15 protein-coding genes are annotated in these 15,285 nt (G+C 62.2%); 7 read left to right on the forward strand and 8 right to left on the reverse strand.

Going from position 1 to position 15,285, the window contains the following annotated elements; genetic code table 11:
* The first annotated feature begins 7 nt into the window (after positions 1 to 7).
* The 5 genes from hpf (at position 8) to ACWHRL_RS10235 (ending at position 2,665) form a co-directional block, all read left to right on the forward strand.
* Positions 8 to 316: a ribosome hibernation-promoting factor, HPF/YfiA family gene (hpf, locus tag ACWHRL_RS10215; RefSeq protein ID WP_447529051.1), complete on the forward strand. Its 309-nt coding sequence runs from the start codon at positions 8 to 10 to the stop codon at positions 314 to 316.
* A 4-nt stretch (positions 317 to 320) separates the two neighbouring features.
* Positions 321 to 791 (forward strand): PTS sugar transporter subunit IIA, encoded by a 471-nt coding sequence (locus tag ACWHRL_RS10220; RefSeq protein ID WP_447529052.1) that lies wholly within the window; start codon positions 321 to 323, stop codon positions 789 to 791.
* 45 nt (positions 792 to 836) lie between these two features.
* On the forward strand, positions 837 to 1,724 hold the full coding sequence (rapZ, locus tag ACWHRL_RS10225) for an RNase adapter RapZ (protein WP_447529053.1): 888 nt from the start codon (positions 837 to 839) through the stop codon (positions 1,722 to 1,724).
* 84 nt (positions 1,725 to 1,808) lie between these two features.
* Positions 1,809 to 2,078: an HPr family phosphocarrier protein gene (locus tag ACWHRL_RS10230; protein WP_447529054.1), complete on the forward strand. Its 270-nt coding sequence runs from the start codon at positions 1,809 to 1,811 to the stop codon at positions 2,076 to 2,078.
* Positions 2,079 to 2,125: 47 nt separating this feature from the next.
* The gene (locus tag ACWHRL_RS10235) at positions 2,126 to 2,665 is read left to right on the forward strand and encodes a hypothetical protein (RefSeq protein ID WP_447529055.1); all 540 of its coding nucleotides are present in this window, start codon (positions 2,126 to 2,128) and stop codon (positions 2,663 to 2,665) included.
* Between the two features lie 107 nt (positions 2,666 to 2,772).
* Here ACWHRL_RS10235 and pmbA read toward each other — a convergent pair whose 3' ends face one another.
* Complete coding sequence (gene pmbA, locus ACWHRL_RS10240) at positions 2,773 to 4,113, reverse strand: metalloprotease PmbA (RefSeq protein ID WP_447893554.1); 1,341 nt, start codon at positions 4,111 to 4,113, stop codon at positions 2,773 to 2,775.
* 96 nt (positions 4,114 to 4,209) lie between these two features.
* Between pmbA and yjgA the strand changes: the two genes are divergently transcribed.
* A complete protein-coding gene (gene yjgA / locus ACWHRL_RS10245) occupies positions 4,210 to 4,740 on the forward strand; it encodes a ribosome biogenesis factor YjgA (RefSeq protein ID WP_447529057.1) in 531 nt (176 codons plus the stop codon).
* 42 nt (positions 4,741 to 4,782) lie between these two features.
* Here the strand turns inward: yjgA and tldD are convergent, their stop codons facing one another.
* Genes tldD through ACWHRL_RS10280 form a run of 7 tightly spaced genes read right to left on the reverse strand, consistent with a single transcriptional unit; the run spans position 4,783 to position 14,714 of the window.
* Positions 4,783 to 6,234 carry a metalloprotease TldD gene (gene tldD, locus ACWHRL_RS10250; RefSeq protein ID WP_447893555.1) on the reverse strand — a complete coding sequence of 484 codons (1,452 nt, stop codon included), beginning with the start codon at positions 6,232 to 6,234 and terminating at the stop codon, positions 4,783 to 4,785.
* Complete coding sequence (locus ACWHRL_RS10255; RefSeq protein ID WP_447893556.1) at positions 6,234 to 10,079, reverse strand: YhdP family phospholipid transporter; 3,846 nt, start codon at positions 10,077 to 10,079, stop codon at positions 6,234 to 6,236. The genes tldD and ACWHRL_RS10255 overlap by 1 nt, the downstream gene beginning before the upstream one ends.
* Entirely contained in the window at positions 10,079 to 11,542 is a 1,464-nt protein-coding gene (gene rng / locus ACWHRL_RS10260; RefSeq protein WP_447893557.1) for a ribonuclease G, read from the reverse strand. Before rng ends, ACWHRL_RS10255 begins: the two co-directional genes overlap by 1 nt.
* 52 nt (positions 11,543 to 11,594) lie before the next feature.
* A complete protein-coding gene (locus ACWHRL_RS10265) occupies positions 11,595 to 12,221 on the reverse strand; it encodes a Maf family protein (protein WP_447893558.1) in 627 nt (208 codons plus the stop codon).
* A gap of 3 nt (positions 12,222 to 12,224) precedes the next feature.
* Positions 12,225 to 12,713, reverse strand: coding sequence for a rod shape-determining protein MreD (gene mreD, locus ACWHRL_RS10270; RefSeq protein WP_447529062.1), 489 nt, complete (start codon positions 12,711 to 12,713; stop codon positions 12,225 to 12,227).
* Positions 12,706 to 13,653 (reverse strand): rod shape-determining protein MreC, encoded by a 948-nt coding sequence (mreC, locus tag ACWHRL_RS10275; protein ID WP_447529063.1) that lies wholly within the window; start codon positions 13,651 to 13,653, stop codon positions 12,706 to 12,708. The genes mreD and mreC overlap by 8 nt, the downstream gene beginning before the upstream one ends.
* Positions 13,654 to 13,676: 23 nt before the next feature.
* Positions 13,677 to 14,714: a rod shape-determining protein gene (locus ACWHRL_RS10280; RefSeq protein ID WP_018915723.1), complete on the reverse strand. Its 1,038-nt coding sequence runs from the start codon at positions 14,712 to 14,714 to the stop codon at positions 13,677 to 13,679.
* A gap of 237 nt (positions 14,715 to 14,951) precedes the next feature.
* On the opposite strand from ACWHRL_RS10280, the gene gatC reads away from it, so the two are divergent.
* Complete coding sequence (gatC, locus tag ACWHRL_RS10285) at positions 14,952 to 15,239, forward strand: Asp-tRNA(Asn)/Glu-tRNA(Gln) amidotransferase subunit GatC (RefSeq protein ID WP_447893559.1); 288 nt, start codon at positions 14,952 to 14,954, stop codon at positions 15,237 to 15,239.
* Positions 15,240 to 15,285: the final 46 nt, after the last annotated feature.

Genomic DNA, 15,285 nt, shown 5'->3' on the forward strand with positions numbered 1-15,285 from the left:
TACGTCGATGCAAGTCAATATTACGGGCCATCACCTGGAACTGACCGACGCTCTGCGCGATTACGTTAATGAAAAACTCGAACGTATCGAGCGTCACTACGACAATATCACCACCGTTCATGTCACGCTTTCCATCGAGAAAGAGCGTCAGCAGGCCGCCTGCACCCTCCATGCGGCCGGCGCCGATTTGCACGCCGAAGCCCAGGACAACGACATGTACGCCGCCATTGACGCGCTGGCCGACAAAATCGACCGCCAACTCGTAAAACACAAGGAAAAAGCACAAGCTCGCGCCCAGGGCGCTGGCGTGCGTTAAATCGATGACCCTGGAAACCATACTCCCCCCGGAGCGCGTGCTGTTCGACGTCCCCGGGGGCAGCAAAAAGCGCGTGCTGGAGTTCTTCAGCACCTTCATCGCCCAAAATACGCCCAGCCTGGATAGCCAGGAAGTGTTCAGCCGTCTGATAGGCCGCGAGCGATTAGGCAGTACCGGCATTGGTAATGGGGTCGCGATTCCCCATGCCCGCAGCCCTCACTGCAGCGCCCCTATCGCCGGCTTTCTAAAGCTTGCCGAACCGGTGGATTTCGACGCCATCGACGGTGACCCGGTGGATTTGGTGTTTGTACTGCTGGTGCCGGAAGAGGCCGACGACACCCACCTTGCGCTGTTGGGTCAGGTTGCCACCATCATGAATGACGCCGCCACGCGCGCGCAGTTTCGCAAATGCGAGAGCCAGCGCGAGCTTTTGGAGATCGTCACCGCCAAAATTCGCGAGCAAACGGGCAGCTAAATAAAGGCCCTACCCACCCAGCCCTACAGACCGAAGAGAAACACTATGCAACTGGTGATTATCAGCGGCCGCTCCGGGTCGGGAAAGTCTATTGCGCTTCAGGCGCTGGAGGACCTGGGCTACTACGCCATCGACAACTTGCCGGCCATGCTGCTGGGTTCACTGGTCGATGAGCTAAGACAACAAGGCGAGCGCACGCACCTGGCGGTCAGTATCGACGCGCGCAACCTGCCCACCGCCCTGGAGCGCTTTCCGGCGCTGCTTCAGGACATCAAATCCGGCAGTACCCGCGTACAGGTGATTTATCTCACCACCGACGCCCGGATTTTGCTCGAGCGCTATTCGGCCACGCGCCGGCGCCACCCGCTGACCCGGGACAGCGGGATGACCCTGGAAGAAGCGATCGCCAAGGAGGAAGAGACGCTTTTTGGCATCCGCGAACTGGCGGATCTAATGATCGACACCTCGCGGCTGACGGTGCACGATTTGCGCGGACGGATCACCGACCAGCTGGGCCACCAGCGCCAGAGCCAGCTCACCCTGACGCTCGAGTCGTTTGGCTACAAGCGGGGAGTGCCGCTGGACGCGGATATCGTGTTCGATATCCGCTGTCTGCCCAACCCTTACTGGGACCCGACGCTTAGACACTTCACCGGGCGCGACGCCGAGATTGCCACCTTTTTAGAGGCCTATCCGGTCGTCGATGAGATGGGCATGGATATTCTCAACTGGCTGGAGAAGTGGCTTCCGGCCTACCAGAGCAGCCAGCGCAGCTACATGACCATCGCTATCGGCTGTACCGGCGGCCAGCACCGCTCGGTGTACATGGTCGAACAGCTGGCCAAAAAGATGCTCGATAAGCGCTCCAGCGTACAGCTTCGCCACCGCGAGCTGGGCATTCACTACAGCGTTGATGACGCCACCCCATCGTAATGCTGGGCGGCGGGAGCTTGCCGTGTCATCCCTTATGAACCACGCACATTCAACCAAGACACCGCTAGGCAAAAAGGAACCAGGGTGCCCGAAAGAATTCTTACATTGACCAACCAGCGCGGCCTTCACGCCCGCGCCGCCACCAAGCTTGTCACCTGCGCGCAGCGGTTCGAGTCTCGGGTATACGTCTATAAGCAGACCCAGAAGGCCGACGCCGCCAACATCATGTCGCTTTTAATGCTGGCCGCGCCCTGCGGTACGGCGCTGACCGTCGAAGCCGTGGGCCAGGACGCCGAACAGACCCTGGAAGCGATTCAAGCACTGTTCGACGCCCGCTTCGACGAAGATACCTGACAACGGGCCATAAGCGGCAGCGTCCCCATCCACCTGTCGAGCAAAATATGCAGCTAATCCAAACCGGCAAATACTCCCGGGTCCACTTTGACCCCGAGCACGACCAGTTCATCAAGACCTTCCAACCCAAGACCTTCGACCGGCTGCGCTACCTGCTGCGCATTCGCCCCTACCCCGGGCTCAACTTCGCGCTGATTGCCTCGCGCCTGGACGCGCTGGGCATTGCCACGCCAACGATCACCGAGGCCCGCCCCTACCGGTTGGCCACCCAAAATATCCACGGCGTGGCGCTAAAGGAGCTGATCCTGGACTCGCCAGACCTGCAGGCGCAATATTTGGATGCCCTGGTGGCGTTCGATCAAAACGGCATTCACTGTCGCGGCCTACATACCGGCAACTTTTTGGTACGCGACGGGCGCATGGTCGCCATCGACCTCGATGCCTACAAGGCGCCGCGCTGGTGGCGCTACTCGCGCCGTGAGTACCTGAACTGCCTGAGCCGTTCACTCACCGGCGACGAAGCCTTCTTGTTCACCCGTCTGCTCGAGCGGTTGGGGCTGGACGCGAACTACCGCCGTATACGCTGAGCGCTCTTTTTAGCGCCTACTTTTTAGCGTTTAAAAAAGCCTGCCCAATAAAAAGCCCGCCGTTTTGAACGGCGGGCTTTTGCTTTAGCAAGTGGCGTGTATCGGGATCAGCTACCGGCCACGGTCATGGCATCGACCAGCCAGCTGCCCGTATGGATGCTGCCCCGGGTGTCCAGGTCGTCGCCCAACCCACTCAGCCCGCTAAACATGGTCTTGAGGTTGCCCGCGATGGTGAACTCCTCCACCGGATACTGAATTTTGCCGTTTTCTACCCAGAACCCCGCCGCGCCGCGCGAGTAGTCGCCGGTAACGCCATTCACGCCCTGGCCCATCAACTCGGTGACAAGCACCCCACGCCCCATGCGCTCGAGAAGTGCGTCCAGACTTTCCAACGGCGCTTCGAGACGAATATTACGCGCCCCGCCCGCGTTGCCGGTGGTGCTCATGCCAAGGCGCCGCGCGCTGTAGGAGGAGAGCATGTAGCTTGCGATGCGCCCGTTTTCGATGAACCGGTTGTGGCGAGTCTGCACGCCTTCGCCGTCGAAGGGCGAGCTCGCCATGGCCCCCACTTCCAGCGGGCGCTCCTCGAGGCTGAACCACTTTGGGAAAAGCGGCTCGCCAAGCTTGTCGCATAGAAACGAGGCTTCGCGATAAAGCGCGCCGCCGGCCAGTGCCCCCATCAGGTGGCCCACCAGCCCGCTTGCCTGGGAGGGGTCGAAAAGGACCGGAAAGGTGCCGGTCGGCGGACGCTTGGCGCCGAGCCTGCGCAGGGTACGCCTGGCCGCCTCACGGCCTACGCTTTCCGGGTCTCGAAGCGCGCGCGGGTCCCGGGCGCTGGTGTAGTCGTAGTCGCGCTGCATGCCCTGCTCGTCCTGGGCGATCAGCATGCAGGAAAGCGAGTGGCTGCTGCCTTTTTGGGTCCCCATGAAGCCGTGGCTGTTGGCGTAGACCCGCACGCCCTCGCCGCTTGAAAGCGACGCGCCTTCGGACTGATGAATACCCGCCACGTCGCGCCCGGCTTGCTCGCAGGCAAGCGCCAGTTCGGTGGCGCGCTCGGTGTCTAGCGCCCAGGGGTGGTGAACGTCGAGATCCGGAAACTCGGTGGCCATTAGCGAGGCGTCGGCGAGCCCCGCCGCCGGGTCTTCGCCGGTGTATTGGGCAATTGCCAGCGCCTTCTCGACCGCCGCTTTGATCGACGCCGAGCTTGCGTCACTCGACGAAGCACTGCCCTTGCGTTTGCCCACGTAAAGCGTGACCGCAATTCCCTGATCCCGGGAAAGCTCGACGGTTTCGACCTCGCCCAGGCGGACGCTCACGCCAAGCCCCTGGTCGACGCTTGCGCCTACCTCGGCTTCATCGGCGCCCAGCTCTTTGGCAAGCGCCAGAGCTTCCTGGGCGCGCGCGACCAACTCCTTTTCCTGAGCGGCTGCATCGAATGCCTGTGCCATAACTCTCTCCTCATCGCCTATCGTGGCTGGCGGATCAAATGTCGTGGTCGCAGCTGGTATACTAGCTGGCGACAAATCTATTAAGTGAGTGCCTGTATGCCTAAAAAACGCCCCGCTAGCGGCCCTGACGATCAGTTCGATGAACCGCTCGAGCGGCCCAGCAAGTCCCAGCTCAAGCGCGAAATGCACGAACTCCAGACGCTGGGCGAGACGCTCATTGCCATGAAGCCCGCCGAACGCGCGCGCTTTCCGTTATCCGACGACCTGCTCGCCGCCATCGAGGAAACCTCGCGCATTCGCTCCCACGAAGGGCGCCGTCGCCATATGCAGTACGTCGGCAAGCTGGTGCGCAAGGAGGATCTCGAGGCGATCCACGCGGTGTTCGACGCCATCGAAGCGGAGAAAAACCAGCGCGATCATGCGTTTCACCGCCTCGAAAAGTGGCGCGACCGCTTGATCGACGAAGGCGACCCCGCCGTGGACCGCTTTCTGGCGGAGCATCCGGACGCCGACCGCCAGGCCATTCGCCAACTGGTACGCAACGCCCGCAAAGAGCGCGAGCAGGAAAAGCCGCCGGTCAGCGCCCGCAAGCTTTTCAAGCATCTGCGCGAAACCCTCGTTCTTTAGAACCCTTCATTAGGGCCCCTTTTTTAGGGGCACCTGGATCCATCAGGACTGCGTGCCGCCCACGGTCAGCTCATCGAGCTTCAACGTGGGCTGACCCACGCCCACCGGCACGCCTTGACCTTCTTTACCGCACACGCCGACACCGGTATCCATCTCCATGTCGTGGCCAATCATGGACACCCGTCCCATCGCCTCTGGGCCGTTGCCAATCAAAGTGGCCCCCTTGACCGAGGCGGTTAGCTTGCCATCCTCGATCAGGTACGCCTCGCTTGCCGAGAAGACGAACTTGCCCGAGGTAATATCCACCTGGCCACCGCCAAAGCTCACCGCATAGATACCGCGCTTGACGCTTTTGATGATGTCCTCGGGGCTGTCCTGGCCGGCCAGCATGACGGTGTTGGTCATGCGCGGCATGGGCAAGTGCGCGAAGGACTCGCGCCGGGCGTTGCCGGTAGGCGCCATGTTCATCAGCCGAGCATTGAGCTTGTCCTGCATGTAGCCGGTCAGGATACCGTCCTCGATCAGCGGCGTGTTCTGGCCCGGCGTGCCTTCGTCATCGATACTCAATGAGCCCCGGCCATCCATGATCGTCGCATCGTCCACGACGGTCACGCCCTTGGCGGCAACGCGCTGGCCCATACGCCCGGAAAACGCCGAGCTGCCCTTACGGTTGAAATCGCCTTCCAGGCCATGGCCGACCGCTTCGTGAAGCAAAATACCCGGCCAGCCTGCCCCCAGCACCACCGGCATTTGCCCGGCCGGGGCGTCCACGGCCTCGAGATTGACCAACGCCTGGCGCACGGCTTCTTTAGCGTAAATACTCGCCGCGCCCTGCTCCTTGAGCGTGGCCATGGAGTAGCGCCCACCGCCACCGGCGCCGCCGCGCTCGCGGCGGCCGTTTTTCGCGGCGATGACGCTGACGTTGAAACGCACCAGCGGGCGGATATCGGCGGCAAGGGTTCCATCGCTGCCCCGCACCAGCACGACTTCATACGTGCCGGAGAGCGAGGCGCTGACCTGGCTAACACTTGGGTCGGCGGCGCGCGCCACTTTATCCGCCTCCATGAGCATGGCGACTTTCTCTTCGGCGCCAAGCCCGGCCAACGGATCGAGGCCGGCGTAATAATGCTCGGCGGTGACGATATTGACCGCCTGGCCCGGCAGGCGCTTGCCGCTACGCACGATGCCCGCGGCGGTGCGCCCGGTATCCATCAGGGCGTTGGCGTTGATCTGGTTGGAGTAGGCAAAGCCGGTTTTCTCACCCGCTAGCGAGCGCACGCCAACACCACCGTCGATGTTGTAGCTGGCCTCCTTGACGCGGCCATCTTCCAGTACCCAGCCCTCTTGCCAAGTGCGCTGAAAGTAAAGATCCGCGTAGTCGATACCGGCACCCAGCGCGTAGTCGAGTCCGGTATCCAGCGCCTTCACATCCAGGCCGCTGGGCGCCAGTAAAATAGAGGCGGCAAAATCCAAATCGCTCGTGTGTGCGGTCATTAAGGGCCTTCCAAAGTAACCCGCGGCGAGGTCCAGGGGCCTTGCACGCGAAAATGTAAAGTTGTTGCTCGATTCAGCGGCTCGCCAAACAATTGATCGGCGACGAACAGCGCGGCGCCGACGGCCGGCGCCCCCACTGCCACTGCGGCCAGAGGCAGCGTTTGGCTAACGGGCAGTGTGACGCCCAAGCGTTGATCGAGTTCACGCTGTAAAAGATTAACACGTCCTGTAAGCCTTAACGTGGCGGCCGGCGCCTCGATTTGCAAGGGCTCGCGAAGGGTGAGTTGCCCGCCGGCGGCGGTGGCACTGCCGTAAACCCGGTCGAAAGCGGTACCTTCGCCGGTGACATCGCTAAAGTCCAGGCGCAGGCGCCTAAGAATATTATCGAAGTTCAAAAGCCCGACGAGCCGCGCCGACGTCGAGTTCATCGAGACGAAGCGCCCATCGCGGATATCCGCATCCAGTCGCCCGGTGGCGCGGGCCAGGTCCAACTGCCAAGGGGCGCCGGGCCAATCAAGGCTTGCGTTAGCGCGCGTGGTGCGGCTTCGAATCGGCACCGGTTGGCCAAGATGCTCGAGCGCCGAGCCGATATCGCCGCCGCGTACGGCGATATCGGCGCGACTCTGTTGGCCCTGCCATAAAAGCTCACCGGTCAGCGAAAGCTGGCCAAGCGTGAGCCCCACCGGTGACAGCGCAAAGCGCCGTGGCCCGGTCTGCCAGTAGGCGGTCAGCGGGCCGACCTGGTTATCCTGGATATTGACCTCGGCAAGGCGCAAGCGCCCGTTGGGCATCTTGTCTAGCCAGTCCGGCGCGCCCACCGGCTCAACGTGCGAGGTCTCGATCGCGTCCATCCAGGAGTCCGGAGCGGGCGCGTCGTCATCGCCAAAGGAGAGGTCCATCAGTTTGTCGGCGTTGAGGGTGGCGATCGTGATATCCAGCGGCCGCTCGTCTTCCGGCTGATACGCCACTCGCCCGGAAACGATATCGCCGCCGACCTGGGCGTTCAACGCCTGGTCGGCCAAACGCGCCGACAGGCTAAGCTCCCCCAGACACGCGTCATCAAAGCTCAGACACGGCGTATCGAACATCAGCGACACCGGCGCGTCGAAGCGCAAAAGCTCATCCGGAGACCCGCCGGAGGCGCCGGACCCGCCGCCGCTCAGCGGGGCCAGCGCGCGCTGCCAGTCGCCAATATCGAGGCGCTCGAGATCCGCCTCGATACGAAGTCCCGGCGCCGGTGAAAGCTCGGTCAGCGGCGCGGCGCGCCCCACCGCTACCGCACCTTCAATGGCATCATCGACAATAAGTCGCGCGTGAAGCACATCCGCCAGCCGGGCCTCCACGTTGCCACTTTCGATATCGGCCTCGAAGGCGAAAGGCCACGCCACGCCGCGGCGTTTATCGAACGGCGCCGGTAGCGTGCTCTCCACGCCGGTAAAATCGCTTTGAAAGCGCACGTAGGGGGTTGGTTCGAGGCGAACGAAGCTCGCCCAATCCGCGCGTCCATTCAAAAGCGACCGGGCGTGTTCCGATTCGATACCGGCCAACGTAAAAAGCGCCCCGGTATCGAGCTCGCCGCCTAACGTGATCCCTTCGGCGGGCACGTCGAAATCCGCCGTGATGGGCCCGTTCAGTAGCCGCCCCTCGGCGCTGCCCAGTAGCGCAAACCGTGAACCACGCTGTTGCCAGGTAATGTCTCCGCCGACATCGGTCAGCGGTGCCTGGTCCAGGGGCGCGTAGCTTATCCGTGAAAACCAGGGCCTGGCGTTCACTTCGACTTCGAGCGCCTCGGGGTCGTCCAAATCCAGCCCAACGATTAGCTCGCCCTCCACCTGGCCGCTGGCCTCCAGGTCGTTCAGCAGCGCAGTATCGATATCGGGAATCGCCTGGATAAAATCGATCAGCGATGCGCCGCTGCTGGAAAGCCGCCCGCCGATGTTGAGGTACTCATCTTCCATGCGCACTTCGCCATCGAAGGCCTCGACGCCCAGGCTTTGTGCCCGGTCGACTTGGGCCTCGAGCACCTGGTTTTGCCAGGTCAAACGCCCTTCCACGCCTTCGAGCATCGGCCAGTCGTCGGCAATCGGCAGGTAGCCGCGTTCGATATCGAGCGCGAGCGTAGCGGTGAGCGGATTCTCCTCACGATTACCGCCAAAGGGCAGTCCCAGGCGCAGAGAACCGCTGGGCACGAAGCCGCCGACATCATCCAGCAAAAAATCGCGAATGCCCTCGCCAAAGGTTTTGACCGGCAGCCACTGGGAGAGCGGGTAGTTGATGGCGTCGACGTTGGCAAAATCGATATTCAGACCGAACTGCCCTCGGCCCTCCCCGGTCATCAGACCAAAGCCCCCGCTTATTTCGGCGCCGTCCCAGTTAACGTCCAGATCGCGTCCACTGACCATGCTGCGTGGGCCATCGTAGACCCACTCCACACGGCCTTCGGCGTGGCGAAGCTGCATCGGCGCCTCGAACAGCCTGGGGAAGTAGAGCTCGCTTTCACCGGCGCTATTAAAGGTGACACGCCCGCGCAAATCCCGCGCCTGCACCCAGGCATCCAGCGGGCCACCGCCAGGCGCCTGCTGCCAGGGCTGAACGCTGAGATTAGTGACCGCTGCATCTATGCCCCAGCGCCCCTCCTGCTGGCCAAGGCGCAGCCCCTGCACCTGGCCGCTGGGTGAAAGCGTTTGCAGTACCCGCGTCACTGATTCGGGCAAAAAGGCGTACTCGCGCCAGGCCGTCAGCGAGGCAAGCTCGAAGGGGCTGGTGCGCAGCTCCCACTGGCCGGGCTGGTGCGCCAGATACCAGTGGCGCGGCAGCGCCGGCCCTTCGCTGACGTTATCCGGCTGCGCCCACTCGACGCTTTCGGCGTTGGCGCTAAGCCACGCCTCGCCGCCCTCGTCGTCGCGGGCCCACTGTCCGTCGGCCTGAATATCACGCAGCACCGCAAACTGTGCTTGCTGGCGCAGCGTGAGCTGGGGAATACCCATCCCGACGCGTACTTCTCTCAGCTCGCCGCCAAACCAATCACCCCACAGCCGTACCGACCCGCCGGCCTGCTCGATATGCGGCATGTGGTCGGCGCGAAACACATCGCCAAGCGCCACCAGGTGGTCCAACTGCAGTTCGAGTTGCATCGCGGCAGAGAAATCGCTGGGCCCGTCGGGGCCCGGCCGCATTTCCGCCTGCACAATCAGCGCTGGCAGCGCATCGACCTCGTCGAGCGTGCTCGCCTCCAGGATATTGACCGCGCCTTCGAAGCGCGCAAGCTCCTCGTTGCCCCCCAAAAGCAACCGGGGGGCGCTGAGCGTCAGGGAATCTTCGCGTCCATGCAGGGTAAGCAGGCTATCGCGCATCCAGAGGCGCTGCTTCAAAATGATCGCGGTCCAGCGGTCGATCTTGTCGAGATCGACCTCGGGTTCCTCGGCGAAAAGCAAAGGGAGCGTGGCGGGCTCGGGCCAGCCCCAGCTGGCCTCGCCGGTTTGATAGAGGTGAAAATCGAGTTCGGCAAGGCGCGCGTCGCTGAAAATCGGCGCGAACGCTTTGATCGACGCCCAGGTGTCCAGGCGCAGGTAGGCGCTTTTAAGCGACACCAGCGGCGCGTCATCGGTCTCGGCATTGAGCCCCTCCAGACGCAGCACGATATCGTTGCGCTCGAGCGACAGCGCCAGGTGTTCGATGGTGATCGGCGCGCCGATTCTGGATTCGAGCAGCGACTCGATCGGGGGGATCAGGTGTTCGGCCTGGCTGAACAGCAGCCGGACCGACAGAAGCACGACCGCGATCAGCGCCAAAAGCCCGGCGAGGGTGGCCAGTACTTTGCCAAAAAGTGAAGCAGGTAGCGTCATTACATCAGCACGATATCGTACTGTTCCTGGGAGTAGTGCTGCTCGACCTGGAACCGTATGGTTTTTTCGATAAACGCCTCGAGATCGGCTACCGCCGCCGACTCCTCATCGAGGAGACGATCCACCACGGGCTGAGAGGCCAGCACGCGGTAGGTGTCGGCGCTGTAGGCCCGCTCTTCCCGCAGTATTTCGCGAAAGATCTCATAGCACACGGTTTCCGGGGTTTTCAGCGTACCGCGTCCGCCGCAGGTGGTGCAGGCTTCACAAAGCGTCTGCTCCAGGCTCTCCCGGGTGCGCTTGCGGGTTAGCTGTACCAGGCCAAGCTCGGTGACGCCGGTGCACTTGGTCTTGGCGTGGTCGCGCTCGAGCGCTTTTTCCAGCACGCGCAGCACCTGGCGCTGATGCTCGACATCGGTCATGTCGATAAAATCGATGATGATGATACCGCCCAGGTTACGCAGCCTGAGCTGGCGGGCAATGGCGGTAGCCGCTTCCAGATTGGTCTTGAAAATGGTCTCTTCGAGATTACGGTGGCCGACGTAGCCACCGGTGTTGACGTCGATGGTGGTCATCGCCTCGGTGGGGTCGATCACCAGGTACCCGCCGGATTTGAGCTGCACCTTGCGCGCCAGCGCCTTTTGAATCTCGTCTTCGACGCTATAGAGATCGAAAATCGGCCGCTCGCCGGGGTAGTACTCGATGCGATCCACGGCATAGGGCATGAACTCTTCGGCGAACTCCTTGAGCTTGACGAAGTTCTCCCGGGAGTCGATACGCACCTTCTCGATATCGTCGCGCATCACATCCCGCAGGGTGCGCATGAAAAGCGGCAGATCGTCGTAAATCGCGCTCGGAGGGGCGGCGCTGATCTTGCGCTCGCTCACCTTGCGCCAGATGCGTAGCAGAAAGTACATATCGCTTTCGAGCTCTTCATCGCCCACGCCTTCGGCGGCGGTACGTACGATAAAGCCGCCGGTAATTTCCAGTGTTTGGGCGTTCACGCTTTTATCGAGCAGCGCTTTCAAGCGTTCGCGCTCGGCTTCGTCCTCAATGCGCTGAGAAACGCCGTGGTTGGACGAATCCGGCATATAGACGAGATACCGTGAAGGAATCGAGAGATGCGTGGTCAGCCGGGCGCCCTTGGTGCCGATCGGGTCCTTGGTGACCTGAACCACCAGCGCCTGGCCTTCGTGAAGCAGGTGATTGATCGTCGGCGGCGTGTCCGTGAGCGCCCCCGAGGCCATCACCTCGTGGGCATGAATGAAGGCGGCGCGCTCCAGACCAATATCGACAAAGGCAGCCTGCATACCAGGCAAAACCCTGACCACCTTGCCTTTGTAGATATTGCCCACGATGCCGCGCCTGCGTGAGCGCTCGATCAACGCCTCTTGCAACACCCCGTTTTCGACCAGCGCCACGCGGGTTTCCATGGGGGTTAAATTGATAAGGACTTCACCGCTCATGCACTCTTCCTTATGGGGCTCGGCTGCTTCAAGGTATCCGTTTGAAGCTACTTTACAGGCGGGCCGACCAAACGGACACACCCTGGTTTGAAAGTAGTCGTGAAGTCTCGAAAAGCGGAAGCCCCACCACGGCCGAATGGCTGCCGCGTATCTCCTCGACGAAGACCGCGGCCAGGCCCTGAATGGCGTAGCCACCCGCCTTGTCCTGGGGCTCACCGGTTTGCCAGTAGCGCTCGATTTCATCGTCTTCGATTCTGCGCAACCGCACCGTGGTCGTGACACAGCACGACTGGGTGCCCGCAGGGCCGATCACGGCCACACCGGTCATCACCTGGTGGGTCCGGTTGGAAAGCGCGGTGAGCATGGCTCGGGCGTCACGCGCGTCGCGCGGTTTGCCCAGAATGCGCCCGTCGAGCACCACGGCGGTATCCGAGCCCAGCACCGGAAGATGGGTACTCGCTTTACTCGCTTCGGCCTTGGCGATCGCCAACCGCTCGACGTAGGCTAGCGCTGGCTCGCCAGGGTTAGGGGTTTCGTCGATATCGCCTGGACACACCTCGACCGCGACGCCGATGGATTCCAAAAGCGCCCGGCGCCGAGGGGACGCGGAGGCCAGGCAGAGCACGGCCGCGCGCTTTTGGGCGCTGCAAGCACACGACGGGGCATTACCCGACGACATACGCTAGCCCCCTGCCGCTCGGCGCTCGAGCGCCTTGAGCATGGTGGCAAGCCAGGGCCATAAAAGCCCACTGATCAACGACGAAATCAAAAACGACAAATGAATGGTGAACTCACCGGTCAGCACGCGCACCCACTGCTCGACCAATTGGGCAAGGCCCAAAAGCACCAGTACCAGTACCGCCTGCTGAACCAGCGAGTAGGCGCGAAAGCGCGGATAGACCAGCGCCGCCAGAAACGCCAGCGACGAAAACACCAGCGCGTGCTGGCCCAACACGCTGCCCTCGATCAGATCCACCATCAAACCGATCACGAAGCCGTGGAATACGCCTACCCGGTCGGGCACCCGCATACACCAGTAGACCAACATCAGGCCGATCCAGTCGGGCCGGTAGACCTGCCAGCCGTCGGCCAGCGGCATTACCTGCAGGCAAAGCGCCAGCACCAGGCTTAGCCATACCACGACGAGGGGAATAACCGGTGCTCTAGCCATTGGGCGCCTCCGGCAGTGGCGCCGGGCCTACTTCGCCAAGGCGCTCGGAGGCGTGGATCGCCTGGGCAGAAAGCGACATGTCGCTATTCCAAAGCGTGGTGTCTTCCTCTTCGAGCGGCGGCGGAAAGAGCAGCAGGAAATGGCGCGAGCGGGTGAGCTGTGCCGAAGGTGTTGCGCTCACCTGGGCAAACGGCTGGCCCGGGTCGTGATACACCTCGCTCACCCGGGCGACCGGATAACCCGGCGGAAAGCGCCCGGCAAGCCCGGAGGTCGTCAACAAGTCGCCTTCGCGAATGTCGGCGGTATCCGGTACGTGCAATACGTTAACACTTTGGTAGCGCCCGGTACCCTGAACGATAAAGCGCAGGCCGTTGCGGTTGACCTGCACCGGCAAGGCGTGGCTTGCATCCGCTAACAGCAGCACTCGGCTCGAGTAGGCAGACACCGCCGTGACCTGGCCGACCAGCCCAAAGGCATCGATCACCGGCTGGCCCACGTAGGCTCCGTTACGATGCCCGCGGTCCACCACCATCTGATGGCTGAACGGGTCGTTATCCAAAGAGAGGAGTTCCGCCGACATATAGGGAAATTCGGTACGCTCGGCGGCGTCGAGCAGCTCGCGCAGCTGAGCGTTCTCGGCGGTGAGATTGGCCAGACGCTGGCCACGGTGCGAGAGGGTCAAAATCTGCTCGCGCAGGCGGCGGTTTTCATCCACCAGCGCCTGTTGATCGGAAAGCACCAGCGACCCCCAGTTAAGGAGATCGCTTGGCAGACTAACGACCCACTGAATCGGCGCGACCACCATGGTCATGTGGGCACGCACGTCTTCCATACGCGTAAAGCGCTGGTCGACAAACATCAAAGCGCTTGCCGCCAGCACGCAAAAGAAGAACCGGTAGCCCGGTATGGGGCCGTGCGAAAATAGCGGTTTAATAGGCAACCCTCCGCAGTAAACCGCTAAAATCAGTCGCTTGAGAGTAGCTCAAAAGTGTGTTGATCGATCATTTCCAGCGCCTTGCCACCGCCACGCGCAACGCAGGTCAGCGGATCTTCGGCCACGATCACGGGAAGCCCCGTCTCTTCGGCAATCAGCTTGTCCAGATCACGCAAGAGCGCTCCGCCGCCGGTCAACACCAGGCCACGCTCGGCGATGTCCGAGGCAAGCTCCGGCGGTGACTGCTCCAGCGCACTTTTCACCGCGGCCACGATCGAACCCAGGGTTTCCTGAAGCGCCTCGAGGATCTCGTGGGAATTGAGCGTGAAGCTTCGCGGAATACCCTCGGCCAGGTTGCGTCCGCGCACGTCGATCTCGCGCAGCTCGCCGCCGGGGTAGGCGCAGCCGATCTCTTCCTTGATACGCTCGGCGGTAGCCTCGCCGATCAGGCTGCCGTAGTGGCGGCGCACGTAGGCGGTGATCGCCTCGTCGAAACGGTCACCGCCTACGCGGATGGATTCGGAGTACACCACGCCGTTGAGCGAAATGATCGCGATTTCGGTGGTACCGCCGCCGATATCCACGACCATCGAGCCCTGGGCTTCTTCGACTGGAAGCCCAGCGCCGATCGCGGCGGCCATGGGCTCTTCGATCAAAAAGACTTCCCGTGCCCCTGCGCCCTCGGCGGATTCACGAATCGCGCGGCGCTCGACCTGGGTCGACATGCAAGGCACACAAACCAGTACCCTGGGGCTTGGCGTCAAAAAGGTGCTTTGATGCACTTTGCGAATGAAGTGCTGGAGCATTTGCTCGGTCACGGTAAAGTCGGCAATGACCCCGTCTTTCATGGGCCGAATCGCCGTAATATTGCCGGGGGTGCGGCCAAGCATGCGTTTGGCATCGGCGCCGACAGAAGCGACGCTTCGCATATTGCCCGACTGGCGAATGGCGACAACGGACGGCTCATCAAGGACGATACCGCGACCGCGTACATAAATCAGTGTGTTGGCCGTACCCAGGTCGATCGATAGATCGCTGGAAAACAGCCCCCTCAAGCGTTTGAACATGGATGTTGTTACCTAGTGCAGACCGGGAACCCTGTGCGGATGCAAACGGTATCACCGCAACCCCTTGGCAGCAAGCACGAGTCGCTCCCCTGCCCGTTGCATTGATTATGTGGTACCTTTTGCGGCTATTTTCCATGTCTTAAATTCGTGTCTTCAAGCAAGACGAATTCAAGACGACCGTATGTATACCGCTCAATGCGGAATATGTTCCATTACGTTTGCGAGGAAACCCCGATCATGGCGCTTGAAGAATCTCACGTGCGCCGGGCCGCACACCTGGCCCGACTCGCCATCAGTGACGACCAGGCCAGCCGCTTTGTGGACGATCTCAGCCAGATTTTAGACATGGTCGACCAGCTACAGCGCGTCGATACCGAAGGCGTCGCGCCGCTCGCCCACCCGCTGGACGCGACCCAGCGCCTGCGCGCCGACGAAGTTACCGACGCCAACATGCGCGACGAGTATCAGCGCTGCGCGCCGGCGGTGGAAAACGGCCTGTACCTGGTACCGCGCGTGGTGGAGTGAGTGCGCCTGGCGCCCCGCTTTTTGACTTCCTTCTATTCGCCCCGAA

Source organism: Vreelandella sp. GE22 (assembly GCF_968212445.1).

Coding starts and splice junctions, on each gene's coding strand:
- hpf (WP_447529051.1), top strand. CDS start 8: ATGCAAGTCAATATTACGGGCCATCACCTGGAACTGACCGACGCTCTG.
- ACWHRL_RS10220 (WP_447529052.1), top strand. CDS start 321: ATGACCCTGGAAACCATACTCCCCCCGGAGCGCGTGCTGTTCGACGTC.
- rapZ (WP_447529053.1), top strand. CDS start 837: ATGCAACTGGTGATTATCAGCGGCCGCTCCGGGTCGGGAAAGTCTATT.
- ACWHRL_RS10235 (WP_447529055.1), top strand. CDS start 2,126: ATGCAGCTAATCCAAACCGGCAAATACTCCCGGGTCCACTTTGACCCC.
- pmbA (WP_447893554.1), bottom strand. CDS start 4,113: ATGGCACAGGCATTCGATGCAGCCGCTCAGGAAAAGGAGTTGGTCGCG.
- yjgA (WP_447529057.1), top strand. CDS start 4,210: ATGCCTAAAAAACGCCCCGCTAGCGGCCCTGACGATCAGTTCGATGAA.
- tldD (WP_447893555.1), bottom strand. CDS start 6,234: ATGACCGCACACACGAGCGATTTGGATTTTGCCGCCTCTATTTTACTG.
- ACWHRL_RS10255 (WP_447893556.1), bottom strand. CDS start 10,079: ATGACGCTACCTGCTTCACTTTTTGGCAAAGTACTGGCCACCCTCGCC.
- rng (WP_447893557.1), bottom strand. CDS start 11,542: ATGAGCGGTGAAGTCCTTATCAATTTAACCCCCATGGAAACCCGCGTG.
- ACWHRL_RS10265 (WP_447893558.1), bottom strand. CDS start 12,221: ATGTCGTCGGGTAATGCCCCGTCGTGTGCTTGCAGCGCCCAAAAGCGC.
- mreD (WP_447529062.1), bottom strand. CDS start 12,713: ATGGCTAGAGCACCGGTTATTCCCCTCGTCGTGGTATGGCTAAGCCTG.
- ACWHRL_RS10280 (WP_018915723.1), bottom strand. CDS start 14,714: ATGTTCAAACGCTTGAGGGGGCTGTTTTCCAGCGATCTATCGATCGAC.
- gatC (WP_447893559.1), top strand. CDS start 14,952: ATGGCGCTTGAAGAATCTCACGTGCGCCGGGCCGCACACCTGGCCCGA.